Below are 18628 nucleotides of genomic sequence, written 5' to 3' on the forward strand. Positions count from 1 at the left end.
GCGCGGGCGTGGTGGGGCGTTGAGCAGGGCCGTCGACACCCAGCGGCGTGAATCGGCGGGATCGATCACCTCGTCGACCTCGAAGTAGGTCGCCGTGCTGAGCGCTTTGCCGCGCGCATAGGCGGCGGCCACCATCTTGTCGAACAGGGCGCGCCGCTCGGCCGGATCGGCGACCGCCTCGAGCTCCTTGCGATAGCCGAGCTTCACCGCACCCTCGAGCCCCATGCCGCCGAACTCGCCGGTCGGCCAGGAGATGGCGAAGGTGCCGGCATGGAACGAACCGCCGGCCATCGCCTGGGCGCCCAGCCCATAGGCCTTGCGCAGCACGATGGTGCCGAATGGCACGCCGAGATTGGCGCCGATCACGAACAGGCGCGAGCAATGGCGCACCAGCGCCGTTTTCTCGATCTCGGGCCCGACCATCATGCCCGGCGTATCGCACAGGAACAGCACGGGCAGGTCGAAGGCATCGCAGAGCTGCAGGAAGCGCGCGGCCTTGTCCGAGCCGTCAGAGTCGATTGCCCCGGCGAGGTGCGTCGGGTTGTTGGCGACGATGCCGAATGGCTTGCCCTCGATGCGCGCCAGCGACGTCACCATGCCGGGCCCGAAGGCACGCCGCAGCTCCAGGACCGAGCCTTCATCGCACAAGGTCTCGATGACATTGCGCACGTCGTAGACACGCAGCCGGTTCTCGGGAATGGCGCGGCGCAGCAGCCGCTGGTCGGCCGCGCGCCATTCCGGCAGCGCCCCCTGGAAATACGACAGGTACTTCTTGGCGACGGCGACCGCCTCGGCTTCGTCTTCGACCGCGATGTCGACCATGCCGTTGGGCACCTGAACGCTCATCGGTCCGACTTCCTCGGGCGCAAACACGCCGAGATTGCCGCCCTCGATCATCGCCGGGCCACCCATGCCGATCGACGAGTTCTTCGTCGCGATCACCACGTCGCAGCAGCCCAGGATCGCGGCATTGCCGGCGAAGCAGCGCCCGGAGTTGATGCCGACCAGCGGCGAGGAGCCGCTCAGCCGTCCGAAAATATGGAAAGCCATCGTGTTGAGACCGGCCACCGACTGCACGTCGACGTCACCCGGCCGGCCGCCGCCGCCCTCGGTGAAGAAGACCAGCGGCAGGCGCTGCTCCTCGACGATCTCGAACAGCCGGTCCTTCTTGTGATGGTTGGTCTTGCCCTGGGTGCCGGCCAGTACCGTGTAGTCGTAATGCGCGATCGCCACCCGGCTCTTCTCCGACCCGAACAGCGAGCCGTTGACGCGGCCGATGCCGGTGATCAGCCCGTCGGCCGGCGTCTTCTCGATCAGGTCCTCCTGGGTGCGCCGCGTGCGCTGGCTGGCGATGGCGAAGGCGCCCCATTCGACGAAGCTGCCGGGATCGACCAGGTCGTCGAGGTTCTGCCGCGCCGTGCGCTGGTTGGTCTTGCGCCGGCGCGCCACCGACTCAGGCCGCTTGTCGTCGAGCGTCATGGCGCGGCGCTCGAAATACTCGGCGAGGTCCGGCCGGATGTGGTCGAGGTCGATCTGGGCTTCGGCAACCGTGCCCTTCACCTCGACATCGGCTTCCTCGACGAACAGCAGCGCATGGCCCTCGTAGATCGTCTCGCCGGCCTCGACCGCGATCCGCCGCACGTAGCCGCGCGCCGGGCTCCTGATCTCGTGCTGCATCTTCATCGCGTCCATGACCAGCAGGGGCTGGCCGGCGGCAACGGCATCGCCCTCGTCGACCGAAATGCTGACGATCGTGCCCTGCATGGGCGCGGGCACCGCCACCGTACCCTCGGGCGCATCCGATGCGGCGTCCGATGCTGCCTGCTGCTGCGCGGTCTTGCCGAACGACAGCACCGCCAGTGGATCGACGGCATCGACCTTGGCGCCGGCCTGCCGGCCGCCGGCGACCGGTGCGGTCGCGGCCTGGAAATAGAGGCCGGCCTGCAACGCGGCCGAGGCATCGATCAGCGCCTTGGCCTGCTCGTCGACGAAGCGCGTATGGACCTTGTCGGCGCGGAAGTCCTTGTGCGCCAGCAGCGCGCGCAGGAAGGCGATGTTGCTGGGCGCCCCTTCGAGGCGGAACGCGGCGAGCGCGCGTTCGCTGCGCGCCAGGGCGTCGGCGAAGTCCGGCGACGGGCTGTGCACGATCAGCTTGGCGAGCAGGGAATCGAAGTTGGGATTGGTGCGATAGCCGGCATAGCCGTAGGTGTCGACGCGCACGCCTGGGCCCGACGGCGGCTCGAACACGGTGAGCGTGCCGCCGCCCGGCTTGGCCGAACCGTCCTCGGTCATGGTCTCCATGTTGATGCGCAGCTGGATGGCATGGCCGCGCGGCTTGGCATCGGCGATGCCGGTCTTGGCCAGGGCGACGCCGCCGGCCAACCGAAGCTGCGTCTTCACCAGGTCGACGCCCCATACCTCTTCGGTGACGGTGTGCTCGACCTGCAGGCGCGGATTGGCCTCAATGAAGAAGAACTCGTTGCCGTCGACCAGGAACTCGAAGGTGCCAAGGCTGCGGTATTTCACGGCCTTGGCCATGGCGACAGCAGCAGCGACGATCTTCTTGCGCAAGGCTGGCGCGAGGTTCGGGCTGGGCGCCACTTCGACGATCTTCTGGCTGCGCCGCTGCAGGGTGCATTCGCGTTCGCCGAAGGCGACGATGCCGCCCTTGCCGTCGCCCACGATCTGGACCTCGATATGGCGCGCGCGACCGACCAGGCGCTCGGCATAGAGGTCGCCGTTGCCGAAGGCCGACTTGGCTTCGGCGCCGGCGCGCGCGAGGGCATCCGTGAGCTCGCCCTCGTTCTTGACGAGCCGCATGCCGCGCCCGCCACCGCCGGCGATCGCCTTGAGCGCGATACCGGACTTCGCGTGCTTCTTGAAGAAGGCGGTCGCACCGGCGAGGTCGACGACGCCGGTGCCTGGCAGTACCGGCACCTTGCTCTTCTGCGCCTGGGCCCGGGCGCGCGCCTTGTCTCCGAACAATTTCAGCTGCTCGGGCGTCGGACCGACGAAGGTGATCTTGGCCTCCGCGCAGGCCTGCGCAAAATCGGCATTCTCCGACAGGAAACCGTAACCCGGATGCACCGCGTCGCAGCCTGCCTTCTTCGCTGCCGCGACCACCGCAGCGATGTCGAGGTAGGCGGCAGCGCCCTTGCCCTCGAGCGCGATGGCTTCATCGACCCGCCGGACATGCAATGACGTCGAATCGTCCTCGGAATGGAGGCCGGCGGTGGCGATGCCGAGCTCGGCGGCGGCCTGGGCGATGCGGATGGCGATCTCGCCGCGATTGGCGATCAGGAGTTTTTTCAGCATGTCGATGCGTTACGGGGTAAAACCCCTCCCATGTCCAAGAGGCTGCTCATTGTGGCCCACGCGCCGTCGGAGAACACCCTCTCCCTGCGCGGCGCCGTCGAGCGGGGCGCGCTTAGCGAAACCGGCATCGACGTGCGGGTGGTGGCGCCATTGCAGGCCGGTCCTGACGACGTGCTGGCGGCCCAGGCGGTGATTCTCGGCACGACAGAGAACCTCGGCTACATGAGCGGCGCGCTGAAGGACTTCTTCGACCGCTCCTACAATCCCCTGCTCGAGAAGACGCAGGGGTTGCCGGCAGCCCTCTATATCCGCGCCGGCAGCGACGGCACCGGCACGCGCCGCGGCGTCGAGACGATCCTGACCGGCCTGCGCTGGCGGCTGGTCCAGGAGCCGCTGCTCTGCAAGGGCCCCTGGCAGCCCGCCTTCGTCGAGCAATGCGAGGAGCTGGGCGCGGCCATGGCGGCGGGGCTGGCTGCCGGGATCTTCTAGGGAGCGCGGACCTCCAGGTCCGCTCATCTCTGTCGTCCTGAGCGAAGCGAAGGACCTCATCGCCGTTTGCAACCGTCATGAGATCCTTCGCTTCGCTCAGGATGACAAGAGCGGACCTGGAGGTCCGCGCTCCGGCAAGACGCGCCCTCAGGGACCGAGCACGCCGAGCGCGTCTCGAATCGGCGTGGACGGGATCTGCAACAGCCCGCCGAACGGATTGTTCAGCTCCAGGATCAGGAAGATCGCACCCGACGCCGAAAGGGCAATGATCGCGAGCACCGTGGCGCTGGTCGCATTGATCGGCGAGAACAGCGTGAATCCGGCGAACAGCATGGTCAGCCAGAAGATCACCACCGCGAGAAGCGCCGGCGGCAGGCCCGCGTCCGCCTCCTCGAACAACAACACGCGCGCCTCGGTGATCGCCGACGTCGTGGCGAGGGCGCGGAACTTGAGGTTCCGTTGAACGTCGTTCTGCGGCGCCAGGGCCTCGATGGCCGCGAATACAAGATCGCCCTCCAGCCCCGGCTGGTACGGCGCACCGGTCGGTGATTGCACGGCGCGCTGGCCCCAGATTCGTCCAATCAAGGCGGGAATCGCCTGTCGCTGCAATTCGCGGGCTTGGCGCGCTTCCGGTCCATAGCGCTTGAGCTGGTTGTCCATCAGAACCAGCTTCTCGGCGATCTGCCTGACCTCCTGGCGCTGGAGGTCATAGGTGTTCTTGGCGGAGGTGATCAGCAGGCCCAGCACCAGGGCCGTGATGGTGGCGACCAGCCCGGAACCCAGCCGCACGACGTCCTTCGCATGGTCGTTCAAATGATGCTTGGGCAGGTGCCTGCGCAGCAGGATTCCCGCGCAGGCGCCGCCCAGCATCAGCAGGGCGGCGCAGACCGATATGGCTACGGTGCTCACGGGTGTCAGTGAGCGGTCCAGCCGCCATCGACCACCAAGCCGGCCCCCGTCATGAAGCCCGCGTCGTCCGACGCCAGGAAGACGATGCCCTTGGCAATGTCGTCAGCGACACCGAGCCGGCCGATCGGATGCAAAGTGAGCGTCGTTTGGCGCGCCTTTTCGGTGTCGTTGGTGCCCTGCTGGCGCGCGCGCATGGCGAAGGTCTGCTGGCCCATGTCGGTCTCGATGAGGCCGGGATGGATCGAGTTGACGCGGATCTTGTAGCCCTTGCGGCCGAACTCCAGCGCCGTCGACTTGGTGAACAGCGTCACGCCGCCCTTGGTCAGCGAGTAGAGCGGGTCGAGCTGCGAGCCGACGAGCCCGGCGATGGAGGCAAGGTTGACGATGGCGGAACCATGCTCGCTCTTCGGTCCGCTCTCCTTGAGATGCGGCAGGGCCGCACGCGTGCCCAGCACGACGCCGGTCAGGTTCACAGCCACGAGCCTGTTCCATTCATCAAGTGAGGCTTCCTCCACGCCCTTGCCGTTGAAGATGCCGGCATTGTTCACCAGCACGTCGAGCTTGCCAAACTTCTTCACTGTAGCGTCCATGGCGGCGGCCCAACTCGCTTCGCTGGTGACGTCGAGCGAGACATAGAGTGCCTGGCCGCCTGCCGCCTCGATCTCCTTCGCCGTCTGCCGGCCGCGCTCGTCGAGCAGATCACCGATCGCCACCTTGGCGCCGGCTTGCGCCATCAACTTGGCCGTGGCACCGCCGATGCCGCGCGCCGCGCCCGACAGGAACGCAACCTTGCCGTCTAACCTGTTCATCCTTCCTCCCGATCCCGGTTTGCCGCTATGCTGACGCTTAGAAGAGCAAAAGAAAACAGGGAGGGCCACCAGGCATGCGCCAAGGTCGGCTGATCGCGACAGGCGCCATGCTGGTGTTCTGCCTGTTCGCCCTATGGCAATCGTTGCTGCTGTCGCTGACGGACCGTCTGGGGCCAGGCCCCGGCTTCTTTCCGTTCTGGCTGGCGTTGATCGGCGCCGTGCTCGCCGTCGCCCTGCTGGTCACGACGTTCCGCGAAGCGGCCGATCCTTCCGATGCAGAGACCCGCATCCTGCCGCACGGCGAGGGCGGCAAGCGCTGGCTCGCCATTGTCGTGCTGCTGGCAGCGGTGACGGTGGCGATGGAGTATGTCGGCTTCCGGATCGCCATGCTGGTGTTCAACGCCGTCCTGGTGGTCGCGCTGGGCGAGCGGCGCTGGTGGGTGATCGCCGTGTTCTCCATCCTCGGCAGCGTCGGCGTCTACTATGTCTTCACCACCTGGCTGGATGTGCTCCTGCCGGTCAGCCCGTTCGGGTTCTAGGCCATGGAAGCACTCGGCCACCTGCTCTCGGGCTTCGCCGCGGCGTTGTCCTGGTACTACCTGCTCTATGCCTTCGTCGGCTGCGTGCTCGGCACGCTGATCGGCGTGCTGCCCGGGCTCGGGCCGGCGGCGGGCACGGCGATCCTGATCCCGCTGACCTTCAGCCTCGATCCGACGGGCGCCATCATCATGCTGAGCGCCATCTACTACGGCGCGATGTACGGCGGCACCATCACCTCGGTGCTGATCAACGTGCCGGGCGAGGCGGCATCGGTGGTGACCTGCATCGATGGCCATCAGATGGCGCGCCAGGGCCGGGCCGGCTCGGCGCTCGGCATCGCCGCCATCGGCTCCTTCGTCGGCGGCACGCTGGCCACCGTGGCGCTGGTCGTCGTCGCCATGCCGCTTGCCACCTTGGCGCTGAAGTTCGGGCCGGCCGAGTTCTTCGCCCTGATGGTGGCGGGCCTCTGCCTGGTCGTCGGCCTGGCCGGCAAGAACATCCTGGCGGCCCTGCTGATGACGGTGATCGGCCTGCTGCTGGCCTTGATTGGCCTCGATCCGGTGCGCGGGGCACCGCGTTTCACCTTCGGCATCGAGGAGTTGTTCGACGGCATCGGCTTCGTGCCGGTCGTCATGGGCCTGTTCGGCGTCGCCGAGCTCCTGCTGGCGGCCGAGACGCGGCAGACGCACATGATCCAGGCCGAGCTCAAGAGCTGGATGCCGACCCGCCAGGAGTGCAAGGACTCGGTGGGCGCGATCGGCCGCGGCACGGTGGTCGGCTTCGTGCTGGGCCTGATCCCGGGCGTCGGCGCCATCGTGCCGACTTTCATGGCCTATGTGCTGGAGAAGCGCGTCTCCAAGACGCCGGAACGCTTCGGCAAGGGCGCGATCGAAGGCGTGGCCTCGGCCGAGACCGCCAACAACGCCTATGCCAACGCCTCAATGGTGCCATTGCTGGCGCTCGGCATCCCGAGCTCGCCCACCATCGCGGTGCTGATGGGAGCGTTCATCATCAACGGCATCACGCCCGGCCCGTTCCTGTTCGCTGAGCAGCCCAAGCTGGTGTGGACGGTGATCGCGAGCTTCTTCGTCGGCAACGTGCTGCTCTTGATCCTGAACCTGCCGCTGGTCGGGCTATGGGCCAAGCTGCTGAAAATCCCGTTCAGCTACATGTGCGCGGGCGTGCTGATCTTCTGCGTGATCGGCGCCTATGGACTGAAGCAGAACCTGTTCGACGTCTGGGTGATGCTGGGCTTCGGCATCATCGGCTACCTGCTGCGCAAGCTCGATTTCCCGATCGCACCGGCCATCCTGGCGCTGATCCTGGGGCCGATGATGGAGAAATCGCTGCGCACCACGCTGGAGATCTCCGGCGGCAGCTTCGCCATCTTCCTCGACCGGCCGGTGGCGCTTGCGCTGCTGGCGATCCCGGTGATCGTGGTCGGCTTCCTCGTATTCAAGCCGCGTTCACTTGCGCCGCTCAGGGAGAGCGACGCCGAATAACCAAGGTTGCTTCGTCAGAGACAAAAGGGAGGAAACTTATGTTCATCCGTCGCCGCACGCTGCTTGCCGCCTCGGCGGCCAGCGCCGTTGCAAGCCCCGCCCTCGCGCAGAACTACCCGCGCCGCGCCGTGCAGCTGATCGTCGCCTTCCCGGCCGGCGGCAGCACCGATGTCGGCGCACGCATCCTGGCGGGCCTCGCCGAGAAGGACTTCGGCCAGCCCCTGACCGTGGTCAACAAGGCGGGTGCGGGCGGCCAGATCGGCTTCACCGAGGCCGCACGCGCCCGGCCGGATGGCTACACGCTCTGCTTCCTCAACCTGCCGGGCATGAACACCATCACCCTCGATCCCGAACGCAAGGCTGCGTTCACCATCGACAGCTTCATCCCGATCGTGAACCAGGTGCTCGATCCCGGCTTCATCTGGGTCAAGGGCGACAGCCCCTACAAGACGCTGGCCGACCTGGTGGACGCGGCCAAGAAGAACCCCGGCAAGATCAGCGCCTGCACCACCGGCATCCTGAGCGACGACCATCTCGCCATTCTGATGGTGCAGGAGGCGGCCAAGTGCGAGTTCCGCATCGTCCATTTCGACGGCGGCGCGCAACAGCTCACCGGCGTGCTGGGCGGCCACGTCGACGTCGCCTTCGACAACGTCGGCAGCGTCTTCAAGCGCGTCGCCACCGGCGAGATCCGTGGCCTCGCCGTTACCGACACCCAGCGCTCCAAGTTCCTGCCGCAGATCCCGATCACGCCCGAGCTCGGCATGCCGACGGTGATCTCCTCCTCGACGCGCGGCGTCGGCGCACCCAAGGGCACGCCGGCCGACATCTGCAAGATCGTCGAGACCGCCTTCCTGAAGGCGATCAACTCCGCCGAGATGAAGGAAAAGATGGACGCCGTGGGCCTGGCGCTGAAGCCGATGGTCGGCGCGGAATACGCCAAGTACTACGCCGACCAGCAGGCGCAGGCGAAGAAGTACACGGAGTGGGCGCTCAAAATGAGATAAGGCGCGTTCACACGCGCCTGGCGGGCGGCAGCGCTTGTAACCAAGCGCGAGAGCCCGCACAGCGCAGAAAGGACACGGGCGTGCCTGCCTACTTCAACTTGTTGAACGGCACGTCCTTGTCGACGCGTACGTCCGCCGGCATGCCGAGCACGCGCTCGGCGACGATATTGCGCAGGATCTCATCGGTGCCGCCGGCGATGCGGAAGCCGGCGCCGCCGATCCATTGCGCCTGGAAGCCCGCGGCGTGCGGCACCTCCTCCTTCATGATGCCGGCCGGGCCCATCAGCTCCATGGCGAAAGCGCCCATGTCCTGCATCTTGGGGGCGGCCACGATCTTGATGATCGAGGATTCCGGCCCGGGCGTCTGGCCCTTGGAGAGCGCCGTCAGCGTGCGGTACCGCGTCAGCTTCAAGCCCTGTTGCTGGACGTACCAGTCGGCGATCTTCGAGCGGACCTGCTGGTTGCGGATCGCCGGTCCATCCTCGAGGTCGGTGTCGCGGGCGAGCTCCATCAGCTCGTCGACATCGAGGCCGCCCGAGGGCATGCCGACCGCCAGGCGCTCGTTCATCAGTGTCGTGAGGGCCGCCTTCCAGCCCTCGCCGACCTTGCCCAGCCGCTGGCTGTCGGGGATGCGCACGTCAGTGAAGAACACCTCGTTGAAGTTGGCGCCGCCCGACATCTGCTTGATCGGCCGCACCTCGACACCCGGCGTCTTCATCGACAGGAAGAACATGGTGAGGCCCGCGTGCTTCGGCACATTGGGATCGGTGCGGGTGATGATGATTCCGTAGTCGCTATAGTGCGCGCCCGACGTCCAGACCTTCTGGCCGTTGATCACCCAGCCGTCGCCCCCATCAGGTAATTTGGCACGCTCGGCGCGGGTGCGGATGCCGGCGACGTCGGAGCCGGCGGCCGGCTCGGAGAAGAGCTGGCACCACACTTCGTCGCCGTGCAGCGCGGGCTTCACATAGCGCTGGAGGTGCTCGGGCGAGGCATAGGCCATCATGGTCGGGATGCACATGCCGAGCCCGATGTCGAAGAAGCCCAGCGGCACCAGGTAGTTCGCTTCCTCCTGCTGGTAGATCACCTGCAGGATGGGCGAGCCGCCGCGGCCGCCATATTCCTTGGGCCAGGTGATGCGCGCGTAGCCCGCCTTGGCTTTCATGTCCTGCCAGGCCTTGGCCTTCTTCAGGAGCTCGGGATCGTCGTTGCGGGCGCGGAAGCTCGCCTTGTCGTCGCTCTTGCGCGTGGCGTTGGCATCGAGCCAGGCGCGCACTTCCTTGCGGAAGGCGGCTTCTTCGGGAGTGTCGTTGAAGTCCATCTGTCTCCTCCAATCACCTCATCCTGAGGAGCGCCCGCAGGGCGCGTCTCGAAGGATGGGCCTCAGTCTTGATGTTGCCCACCCTTCGAGACGCATCGCTTCGCGATGCTCCTCAGGGTGAGGCGGTGCGTTACGCGGCGTTCTTCTGCTCCAAACGGCTCACCAGTTTGTCCTTCCAGGCCATCGGCCCGCCCAGCGCCAGCGCCATCACGCGGGCCCGGCGATAATGGAACTGCGTGTCGGCTTCCCAGGTGAAGCCGATGCCGCCGTGGGTCTGGATGTTCTCCTTCGAGGCGAAGTCGTAGGCGTCGGTGGCGGCGATGCGCGCTGCCGCGGCGGCGAGCGGCAGGTCGGCCCCACCGTCGGTCAGCATCATGGCGCCGTAGTAGGCGTTGGAGCGCGCCAGCTCGAGCTTGACGTAGCAGTCGGCAAGCTTGTGCTTGATCGCCTGGTAGGAGCCGATGGCGCGGCCGAAGGCCTGGCGCTGCAGGGCATAATCGCGCGCCATCCACATCGCGGCCTCCGCGCCGCCGACCTGGGCGAAGGCGAAGTACACCGCCGCGGCGTCGTAGAGCCGCTCCAGCGTGCGCCAGCCCTCGCCCTCTGCGCCCAAAAACTCGGCGTTGGCGTCCTTGAAAGTGAGCTCCGCATGCTTGCGCGCCGGATCGATGGTCTCGACGCGCTTCTTCGAAACGGCAGCCTGCGTGAGATCGACCAGAACCAGCGACACGGCGCGATCACCCTGCCCACCGGTGTTGGCGAGCACGACCGCAAACGTCGCCGCTTCGCCGTCGGCCACCGGTACTTTCTTGCCGTTGAGACGGCCGCCGCCGAAGGTCGTGCGGATGCCGCGCGGCTTGGGCGGTTGCGGGCCCTCGGCGATGGCGAGCGTGCCGATCGCCTTGCCGGCCGCCAGCTCGCTCAGCCACTTCTTCTTCTGCGCGTCCGAGCCCGCGAGCTTCAGCGCCTCGGTCGCCAGCACGACCGACGTGTCGAACGGCACGGGCGCCGCCGCGCGGCCGACCTCCTCGGCGATGACGCAAAGCTCGAGGGGCGACAGGCCGAGCCCGCCATACTCTTCGGGAATGCCGGTCGCCGGCACGCCGAGATCGACGAGGCCTTTCCAGACCTCGTCGGCGTGAGTCTCGTTGCCGTCCAGCACGCGACGCACGACCTTGGTCGGGCACTTGTCGGTGAGGAACTTACGGAGCTGCTCCTTGAGCAGCTTCTGGTCGTCGGAGAAATCGAAGTTCATGATGGGCAAAGCCTAGCAATTGCGCTCGCATCGGGGAACGGTAGAAGGTTCCGACAGGCGGGTGCAGCAATGTGATACGGTGAACACATGGATACAGCGCAAATCAAGGATTGGCACGCTCACATCTACTTCGACGCCATCACGGTCGAGCCCGCGCGAGCGTTGCGCGAGAGGATCGAGCAGGCGTTCGAGATCGAGATGGGGCGCTTCCACGAAAGGCCGGTGGGCCCGCATCCGCGCTTCAGCTACCAGGTCGCGTTCAAGAACGAGCAGCTGGCGCCGCTGCTGTCGTGGCTCACGCTCAACCGCGGCGACCTCACGATCTTCGTGCATCCCAACACCGGCCAGGACCTGGAGGACCATCGCGACCGCGCGATCTGGCTCGGCCAGCAGGTGCCGCTGGTGCTCGACATCTTCACCAAGAAAAAGGACTCGTAAATGGATTCGCTCCTGCCGCTGGCGCAGAAGGTCGGCGAGAAACTGAAGGCCCGCAAGGAAACGGTCGGCGTATCCGAATCGTCGGCCGGCGGCCTGGTCTCCGCCGTGCTGCTCGCCGTCCCTGGCGCGTCGGCCTACTTCATGGGCGGCGCCGTCGTCTACACGCGGCCGGCGGGCGAAGCCTTCCTGACCGCATCTCCGGACAGGCGCAAAGGCATCCGCTCCTCCTCCGAACCCTGGGCCACGCTCGCCGCCGAGCTGGTGCGCGAGCGGCTGAACACGACCTGGGGCCTCGCCGAGACCGGCGCTTCGGGTCCGACCGGCAATTCCTACGGCGATCCCGCCGGCCACACCTGCGTCGCGGTCGTCGGCCCCAAGGGCAAGATCTCGCGCACGTTGCGCACTGGCTCGAACGACCGCGTCGCGAACATGCGCGCGTTCGCGGCCGAAGCGCTCAAGCTTCTGGACGAACAGCTCGCCTGAAGTCAGTCGGCCCCTGGCCTCATCAGCGCAGCAAGGGCGAGGCTCAACCAGCCCAGGATGAAGGCGGCGCCGCCGATTGGCGCCACCGCGCCCATCCATCGCGGACCACCGAAGGCAAGCGCGTACAGGGCGCCCGGAAAGAGCACGCTGCCAAGCAAGAACAGGCACTGAGCGACGAGGGCGACGGGCGCGTTGATCGTCGCGCTACGCACCAGGACGACCACGCCCATGATCGCGAGCGCATGGATGACTTGGTACTGGCTGCCTGTCTGCAGCCACTCGCGCGCCTTGCGGCCGGCCTCGGTGGAAAGATCGAGGCCGTGGGCCGCGAATGCGCCGACAATGACGGAGATCGCGCCGCTCAGTGCGGCGACCACGATCCAGCCTTTCGCGGCAGCGCCCACGGAACTTACTGCGGCCGCGTCGGCCGTCCGCCGGCCGTGATGCCGCCGTCGATCACCAGCTCCTGGCCGGTCATGTAGTTGGCGGCCTCGGTGCACAGGAACATGACGCCGTTGGCGATGTCCTGCGCCACGCCGACACGGGTCAGCGGCACCATCATGGTCGCACGCTCGACCGGATCGATCGGCGCGTTGCGGCGGTTGCCCTCGGCGCCGGTCGGGATCTTGCCCCAGATCGGCGTGGCGATGATGCCGGGATGGACCGAGTTGCAGCGGATGTTGTCGTGGGCATGCTCCAGCGCCACTGACTTCGCCAGCAGCCGCACGCCGCCCTTGGTCGCCGAGTAGGCGGCAAGGCCCGGCGCGCCGCGCAGGCCTGCGATCGACGACATCAGCACGATCGAGCCGCCGCCCTGGCGCCGCAGCGCGGGGATGGCGTGCTTGATCGACAGGAACACGCCGTCGAGGTTGATCGCCTGCTGGCGCTGCCAGTCGGCGAGCGTCATCGTCTCGATCGGCGCCATGACGCCGATGCCGGCATTGGCAACCATGATGTCGAGGCGGCCGAAATTCTTCTCGGCGTCGGCGATCACGCCCGGCCACGCCGCCTCGTCGCGCACGTCGTGGTGCAGGTAGCGGGCTTTGCCGCCGGCCTTGACGATACGCTCGACGACCGCCTTGCCCAGCGCGTCGTCGATGTCGGTGATAAGAACCGACGCACCTTCGCGCGCCAGCGTCTCCGAGCAGGCTTCGCCGATGCCGGAGGCGCCGCCGGTGACGATGGCGGCTTTGCCGGCGAGCTGGGCCATCAGCGGCCCTTCCAGTTGCCCGGCCGCTTCTCGGCGTAGGACTTCACGCCCTCCTTGAAGTCCTCGGTCTTGCGCGTCCAGTCCTGCTCGGTGAGCTCGCGCTCGGTCGCGACCTCGGCGGCATCGGCAAAGCCGCGCCGCATGGTCTCGCGCGTCGACATCACGGCAAGCGGCGCCGATTCGGCGATCTCGTGAGCGAGCTTCATCGCCTCCTTGCGCACGTCGGCGAGCGGCGCCAGCACGTCGGCGAGGCCCCATTCGACCGCCTGCTCGCCGCCGATGCGCCGACCGGTCAGGAACATCAGGTTGGCGCGCTGCTGCCCGATCAGCCGCGGCAGGGTGAAGGTCAGCGAAAAGCCGGGATGGAAGCCGAGCCGCGTGAAGTTGGCGGCAAAGCGCGCCTCCGGTGCGGCAACGCGGAAGTCCGGCATCAGGGCAAGGCCGAGGCCGCCGCCGATCGCCGGGCCCTGGATGGCGCCGATGCTGGGCTTCTTGGAGCGGAACAGGCGGGTAGCCTCCTTGTAGAGGTGCTTGCCGCTTTCGGCCGCGCCGGTCTGCGGACGATTGGCGAAATCGGCGCCGGCGCAGAACGACTTGCCCTGCGCGCAGAGCACGTAGGCGCGGATTTCGTTGTCACGGTCGAACGCCTCGAAGGCGTCGGCGATCTGGTTGATCAGCGAGTTGTCGAAGAAATTGTGCGGCGGCCGCTGGATTTCGACGATGCCGACATGACCTTCGCTGCTGACGCCGATATCCTTGTAGGTGGCGCTCATACGTTTCCCCCACGGGCTAATGATGAGCGGCGATATTGCCCCGCCGCCGGGGCACCCGTCGAGTTGGGAGGAGAGCAAGAATGTCGCAAAGCGAACGCCATGCCCCAGGACATGCACTGGTGGTGGGTGGCGGCACGATGGGCGTGGGAATCATCGCCATGTTCCTGGGCGGTGGTTGGAAAGTCGATGTCGTGTCGCGCTCGGCCTCGACGCGCGAGGGCCTGCCCGACGGCTGTGCGCGCGCTCTCGCCGCACTCGGCAAGCCCATCGATACGTCAGGACTCGCGACCTATGCGACGCTGCCGGAAGCCTCGTGGAAGGCGATCGATGTGGTCGTCGAAACGGTGACCGAGGACCTCGAGCTGAAGCGCCGGCTGTTCGCCGAGATGGAGGCGCTGGCCCGGCCGGACTGCGCCATCACCTCGAACTCCTCGAGCTTCCCGATCAGCGAGATCGCCAAGGGCCTCGCGACCCAGGGCCGCATGATGGGCCTGCACTTCTTCATGCCGGCGCATCTCATCCCCCTGGTCGAGGTCGTGCGCTCGGTCCACACCGACGTGAAGCAGGCCGAACGCGTCGGCGAGATCATGCGCGCGCTCGGCAAGCGGCCGGTGCAGGTGAAGAAGGACGTCATCGGATTCTTAGGCAACCGCATCCAGGGCGCGCTGATGCGCGAGGCCCTGTGGCTGATCGAGCAGGGCGTGGCCTCGCCCGAAGACATCGATGCCACCGTGCGGCTCTCCTTCGGCTTCCGCTACGCCGCGGCCGGCCCGATCGTGCAGAAGGAGCATTCGGGCTGGGACACGACCTGCGCCGTCGCCAAGATCATCTGGCCCGACCTCAGCAATGCCGATGGCCCGCCACCGGTTCTGCAGAAGAACGTCGACGAGGGCCGCATCGGCTTCAAGACCGGGCGCGGCTTCTTCGAGTGGGACGACCAGTCGATGGCAAAAGAGCGTGCCCGATATGAGCACGCTCTTCGCAAGTGTCTGGAAATCTTCCGCGAGGAAGGAATTATCTAGGCGGCGCGACCGCGACCGCTGCGGCCACCACCACCACCGCCGCCGCCGAAGCGACGGCCGCCGCGCGGCGGGCCGCCGAACGGGCGGTCGCCTTGCGGGCGCGGCGTGTAGGGCCGGTTGGCGTTCGGGCGGGCGCCGTGAGGGCGCTCACCCTGCGTCGGGCCAGTGCGCGGACGATCGTCGTGGGTGCGCTCACCCTGCGGGGCGTCGCGATAGTCGCCGCGCGACCACTGATGCTCGGCCGGGGCCGACGGGCGATCGGCGCGCGAGCGCTCGCCGAACGGGCGATGGCCGCCGCGGCCGTTGCCATTGCCATTGCCGCGCTTGGGACCGTGACCGTTGCCGCGATGCTCGCGACGCTCGCCTTCATCACGCGCGTCGCGCTCGGCCTTGGGACGAAGCGGCGGCGCTGCCGGCATGTCCTCGTTGGCCGGCGTCGCAACGACGGCGATGCGCTGGTTGGTCAGCCGCTCGATGCTCTTGAGCTGGCCGCGCTCGCTGCCGTCGCAGAACGACAGGGCGATGCCCGAGGCGCCGGCACGCGCGGTGCGGCCGATGCGATGGACGTAGCTCTCGGCGTCGGCCGGCAGCTCGTAGTTGATGACGTGCGTGACGCCGCTCACGTCGATGCCGCGCGAGGCGAGATCGGTGGCGACCAGCACGCGGGCGCGGCCGCGGCTGAAGTTGTCGAGCGCCTTCTGCCGGGCGTTCTGTGACTTGTTGCCGTGGATCGCTTCGGAGCGCACGCCGCGATCCTCGAGCGCCTCGGCGACGCGGTTGGCGCCGCGCTTGGTGCGGGTGAAGACGATGACACGCTCGAGCGTCTCGTCGTTCAGCAGGTGGCTCAGCAGCGCACGCTTGGCGGCGGCCGGCACGAAGTAGACGCGCTGGTCGATCTTGTCGACGGTGCGGCCCTGCGGGGCGATCTCGACCTTCTCGGGGTTCTTCAGGATCTCAGCCGCGAGCTTGGAGATGTCACCCGGCATGGTCGCCGAGAACAAGAGCGTCTGGCGCTGCTTGGAGACCGAAGCCACGATGCGGCGCACGTCGCGGATGAAGCCCATGTCGAACATGCGGTCGGCCTCGTCGAGGACGAGGAAGGTCACATGCGCCAGCTTGACGTTGCCGCGCTCGACCAGGTCGAGAAGCCGGCCCGGCGTTGCAACGAGGATGTCGACGCCGCGATTCAGGGTCTCGATCTGGCGGCCGAAGCCCAGCCCGCCGATCACCATGCCGAGCTTCAGCCCGAGGCCACGGCCGTAGGTGTCGAAGCTGCGGCCGATCTGGACGGCGAGCTCGCGCGTCGGCGCCAGCACCAGCGCGCGCGGATGCTTGGGCTGCGGACGCTCGCGGAAACCGGAGAGGTGCTGCAGGATGGGCAGCGCGAAAGCGGCGGTCTTGCCGGTGCCGGTCTGGGCGATGCCCAGCACGTCGCGGCCCTGCAGCAACGCCGGGATGGTGCGCGCCTGGATCGGCGTGGGCACGGTGTAACCGGCGGCATCGAGGGCACGCAGCAACGGCTCGGCGAGGCCGAGATCCGCAAACGAAACATTACTCACTGGAAATCAAATCCTTTGGCCGCCGGCGTACCGTTCAGGCACGCGAATGGAGCGGCTTTTGGCCCGTTCCCGCGCGCGGCTGGGACGGCTCTTGTTTTGGGGATTGTCTCGGGATGAGGCGCCGTCGAATGAGAGGCGCGTCGCGCGATCGCGAGAAATCTTTTTCAGCCCGCAAACCAGCGGGCTGGCGCGTATATGATTGTGCGGCGCAACTAAGTCAAGCGACGGTATTGTGGCGGCTCGCGGGCCTGAGCCCGCGACCGAAAACCATCAGCCGCGCGCCTTCCTGCGCAACAAACGACCCGGCAGGTTGCCCGTCGGCTTGTTGTCGCGCAGCAGGACCTGGCCGTTGACGATGGTGGCGTGCATGCCCTCGCAGGTCTGCTTGAGCCGCTTGGCGCCGGCCGGCAGGTCGCACACGACCTCGGGCAGGTGCGGCCCGACCGTGTCGGGATCGAACACGACGATGTCGGCCGCCATGCCCTCGCGCAGCAGGCCGCGATCGTGGAAACCGAACTGGGTCGCGGTGTCGTTGGTGATCAGCTTCACCGCCTCTTCCAAGGTAAAGGCCTGCTTCTCGCGGACCCAGTGGCTCAAGAGATGCGTCTGCAGCGAGCTATCCATGATCTGCGAGACGTGGGCGCCGGAGTCAGAGAAGGTCACGACCGAGCGCGGATGCTTCATCAGCTCCAGCGCCTCGGCCTGGTCCTCGTTGGCGATCGGCTGGATCATGAAGAACTTGAGATCGCGCTCCAGAGCCATGTCGATCATCAGATCGACCGGATGGGTGTTCTTCTGGCGTGCCAGCTCGGCCATGGACTTGTGCGGGCCCGTCATGCTGTCGAGCGAATAGATCACATCCCACTCCGGCGGCCGCGCTTCCGCGCCACGCACGGTCGGACCCTCGTAAGGCTTGGAGGCGATCTCGACCAGCCTCCGGCGCTTGTCGGCATCGAGCAGCCACTGCTTCTGCTCAGCCAACGGCAGCTTGCGCATGTCGCGCCACATGTCCCACTTGTCGAACGGCAGCTGCGTCTCGAAGGAGAGCAGCACGTTCAGCGCCCGGCTGTGGACCTGGGCGAACATGCGCCCGCCCTGGTGGGCAGTGCGCTCCATGATGTCGAACGTGGTGCGCCAATGGCCCGGGACGGCCTTCCGGTTGAACAGGCCGAAGGTGAACGGCCGCCCGCTCTCGATGGCGAGCCTGCTGAGGTCCTCGTACCAGCGCCGTGCCTTTTCGGCGTCGCCGCGCGGTTCGCCCGCGACCTCGACCATGCCCGCGCCCATGGCCTTGACCAGCGTCTCGAACTCTTCCCAGGTGGCGAGGCGGCTTGCCACCGGCTTGTCGTCCGAGGTCATGTGGCTGACGCTGCGCGTGGTCGAGAAGCCATGCGCGCCCGCCGCGATCGATTCACGGGTGTGATGCGCCATCGCCTTGATCTCGTCCTCGGTCGCCTTGTCGGTGAAGGCGCGCTGGCCCATCACATAGGTGCGCAAGGCACAGTGGCCCATGTAGCCCGCGTAGTTGATGCCCTTGGGCAAGGACTCCAGCACGTCCAGGAACTCGGGAAAGGTCTCCCAACGCCACTTGATGCCGGCCTTCATGGCGGCGCGGCTGATGTCCTCGGCGCGCTCGAGGTTGCGCATCACGAGATCGGCCTCTTCCGCGCGGCAGGGCGCCAGGGTGAAGCCGCAGTTGCCCATCAGCACCGTCGTCACGCCCTGGAAGCAGGAGCTGGTGCCGATCGGATCCCAGAAGATCTGCGCGTCCATGTGGGTATGGCCGTCGACGAAGCCCGGCGAGACGACGCGGCCGTCGGCGTCCATCGTCTCCTTTGCGGCGGCACCGTTGATGCGGCCGATCTCGGCGATCTTGCCGTCCTTGACCCCGATGTCTGCACGATAACGCGGTAGTCCGGACCCATCGACGATCATGCCGTTCTTGACGACGAGGTCGAATGCCATGGCGATCCTCCGGCTATTTCCTGAAAGGTAC

Annotated in this window: 17 protein-coding genes; 7 read left to right on the plus strand and 10 right to left on the minus strand. The window is 67.2% G+C overall.

Annotated elements, in window-relative coordinates; all coding sequences use genetic code 11:
• Positions 1 to 3315 (minus strand): carboxyl transferase domain-containing protein (locus tag RSO01_RS23035; protein WP_147151813.1); only part of this gene is annotated, 3315 nt, incomplete at its 3' end.
• Between the two features lie 30 nt (positions 3316 to 3345).
• Between RSO01_RS23035 and RSO01_RS23040 the strand changes: the two genes are divergently transcribed.
• Positions 3346 to 3804, plus strand: coding sequence for a flavodoxin family protein (locus RSO01_RS23040; protein ID WP_147151814.1), 459 nt, complete (start codon positions 3346 to 3348; stop codon positions 3802 to 3804).
• Positions 3805 to 3951: 147 nt separating this feature from the next.
• Here RSO01_RS23040 and RSO01_RS23045 read toward each other — a convergent pair whose 3' ends face one another.
• Positions 3952 to 4713 (minus strand): bestrophin-like domain, encoded by a 762-nt coding sequence (locus RSO01_RS23045; protein ID WP_147151815.1) that lies wholly within the window; start codon positions 4711 to 4713, stop codon positions 3952 to 3954.
• 5 nt (positions 4714 to 4718) lie between these two features.
• Positions 4719 to 5522 (minus strand): SDR family NAD(P)-dependent oxidoreductase, encoded by an 804-nt coding sequence (locus tag RSO01_RS23050; RefSeq protein WP_147151816.1) that lies wholly within the window; start codon positions 5520 to 5522, stop codon positions 4719 to 4721.
• Between the two features lie 74 nt (positions 5523 to 5596).
• Here RSO01_RS23050 and RSO01_RS23055 point away from each other — a divergent pair, with 74 nt between their 5' ends.
• From RSO01_RS23055 to RSO01_RS23065, 3 genes are read left to right on the plus strand one after another with little or no spacing between them, the layout of a single operon-like run.
• On the plus strand, positions 5597 to 6061 hold the full coding sequence (locus tag RSO01_RS23055; RefSeq protein WP_147151817.1) for a tripartite tricarboxylate transporter TctB family protein: 465 nt from the start codon (positions 5597 to 5599) through the stop codon (positions 6059 to 6061).
• 3 nt (positions 6062 to 6064) lie between these two features.
• Positions 6065 to 7564 (plus strand): tripartite tricarboxylate transporter permease, encoded by a 1500-nt coding sequence (locus tag RSO01_RS23060; protein ID WP_147151818.1) that lies wholly within the window; start codon positions 6065 to 6067, stop codon positions 7562 to 7564.
• 38 nt (positions 7565 to 7602) lie between these two features.
• Positions 7603 to 8571, plus strand: a complete 969-nt coding sequence (locus RSO01_RS23065; protein WP_147151819.1) for a tripartite tricarboxylate transporter substrate binding protein — start codon at positions 7603 to 7605, stop codon at positions 8569 to 8571.
• 88 nt (positions 8572 to 8659) lie between these two features.
• Here the strand turns inward: RSO01_RS23065 and RSO01_RS23070 are convergent, their stop codons facing one another.
• Entirely contained in the window at positions 8660 to 9892 is a 1233-nt protein-coding gene (locus RSO01_RS23070) for an acyl-CoA dehydrogenase family protein (protein ID WP_147151820.1), read from the minus strand.
• Between the two features lie 130 nt (positions 9893 to 10022).
• Positions 10023 to 11147, minus strand: a complete 1125-nt coding sequence (locus RSO01_RS23075; protein WP_147151821.1) for an acyl-CoA dehydrogenase family protein — start codon at positions 11145 to 11147, stop codon at positions 10023 to 10025.
• An 87-nt stretch (positions 11148 to 11234) separates the two neighbouring features.
• On the opposite strand from RSO01_RS23075, the gene RSO01_RS23080 reads away from it, so the two are divergent.
• Together RSO01_RS23080 and RSO01_RS23085 are read left to right on the plus strand one after the other, a co-directional pair.
• On the plus strand, positions 11235 to 11585 hold the full coding sequence (locus RSO01_RS23080; protein ID WP_147151822.1) for a DOPA 4,5-dioxygenase family protein: 351 nt from the start codon (positions 11235 to 11237) through the stop codon (positions 11583 to 11585).
• A complete protein-coding gene (locus tag RSO01_RS23085; RefSeq protein WP_147151823.1) occupies positions 11586 to 12068 on the plus strand; it encodes a CinA family protein in 483 nt (160 codons plus the stop codon). It begins immediately after the preceding gene.
• A gap of 2 nt (positions 12069 to 12070) precedes the next feature.
• On the opposite strand, the gene RSO01_RS23090 is transcribed toward RSO01_RS23085, so the two are convergent.
• The 3 genes from RSO01_RS23090 to RSO01_RS23100 are packed head-to-tail and all read right to left on the minus strand — an operon-like array spanning position 12071 to position 14051.
• Positions 12071 to 12472, minus strand: coding sequence for a DUF423 domain-containing protein (locus RSO01_RS23090; protein WP_147151824.1), 402 nt, complete (start codon positions 12470 to 12472; stop codon positions 12071 to 12073).
• Between the two features lie 5 nt (positions 12473 to 12477).
• Positions 12478 to 13281 (minus strand): SDR family NAD(P)-dependent oxidoreductase, encoded by an 804-nt coding sequence (locus tag RSO01_RS23095; protein WP_147151874.1) that lies wholly within the window; start codon positions 13279 to 13281, stop codon positions 12478 to 12480.
• Complete coding sequence (locus RSO01_RS23100; protein WP_147151825.1) at positions 13278 to 14051, minus strand: enoyl-CoA hydratase/isomerase family protein; 774 nt, start codon at positions 14049 to 14051, stop codon at positions 13278 to 13280. Before RSO01_RS23100 ends, RSO01_RS23095 begins: the two co-directional genes overlap by 4 nt.
• Before the next feature lie 80 nt (positions 14052 to 14131).
• Between RSO01_RS23100 and RSO01_RS23105 the strand changes: the two genes are divergently transcribed.
• Positions 14132 to 15073: a 3-hydroxyacyl-CoA dehydrogenase family protein gene (locus RSO01_RS23105; protein ID WP_147151826.1), complete on the plus strand. Its 942-nt coding sequence runs from the start codon at positions 14132 to 14134 to the stop codon at positions 15071 to 15073.
• Here the strand turns inward: RSO01_RS23105 and RSO01_RS23110 are convergent.
• Together RSO01_RS23110 and RSO01_RS23115 are read right to left on the minus strand one after the other, a co-directional pair.
• Positions 15070 to 16632 carry a DEAD/DEAH box helicase gene (locus RSO01_RS23110; RefSeq protein WP_147151827.1) on the minus strand — a complete coding sequence of 521 codons (1563 nt, stop codon included), beginning with the start codon at positions 16630 to 16632 and terminating at the stop codon, positions 15070 to 15072. The genes RSO01_RS23105 and RSO01_RS23110 overlap by 4 nt on opposite strands.
• Positions 16633 to 16902: 270 nt before the next feature.
• Positions 16903 to 18597 carry an N-acyl-D-amino-acid deacylase family protein gene (locus RSO01_RS23115; RefSeq protein WP_147151828.1) on the minus strand — a complete coding sequence of 565 codons (1695 nt, stop codon included), beginning with the start codon at positions 18595 to 18597 and terminating at the stop codon, positions 16903 to 16905.
• Positions 18598 to 18628: the final 31 nt, after the last annotated feature.

The organism is Reyranella soli (assembly GCF_007992495.1).
GTDB lineage: Bacteria > Pseudomonadota > Alphaproteobacteria > Reyranellales > Reyranellaceae > Reyranella > Reyranella soli.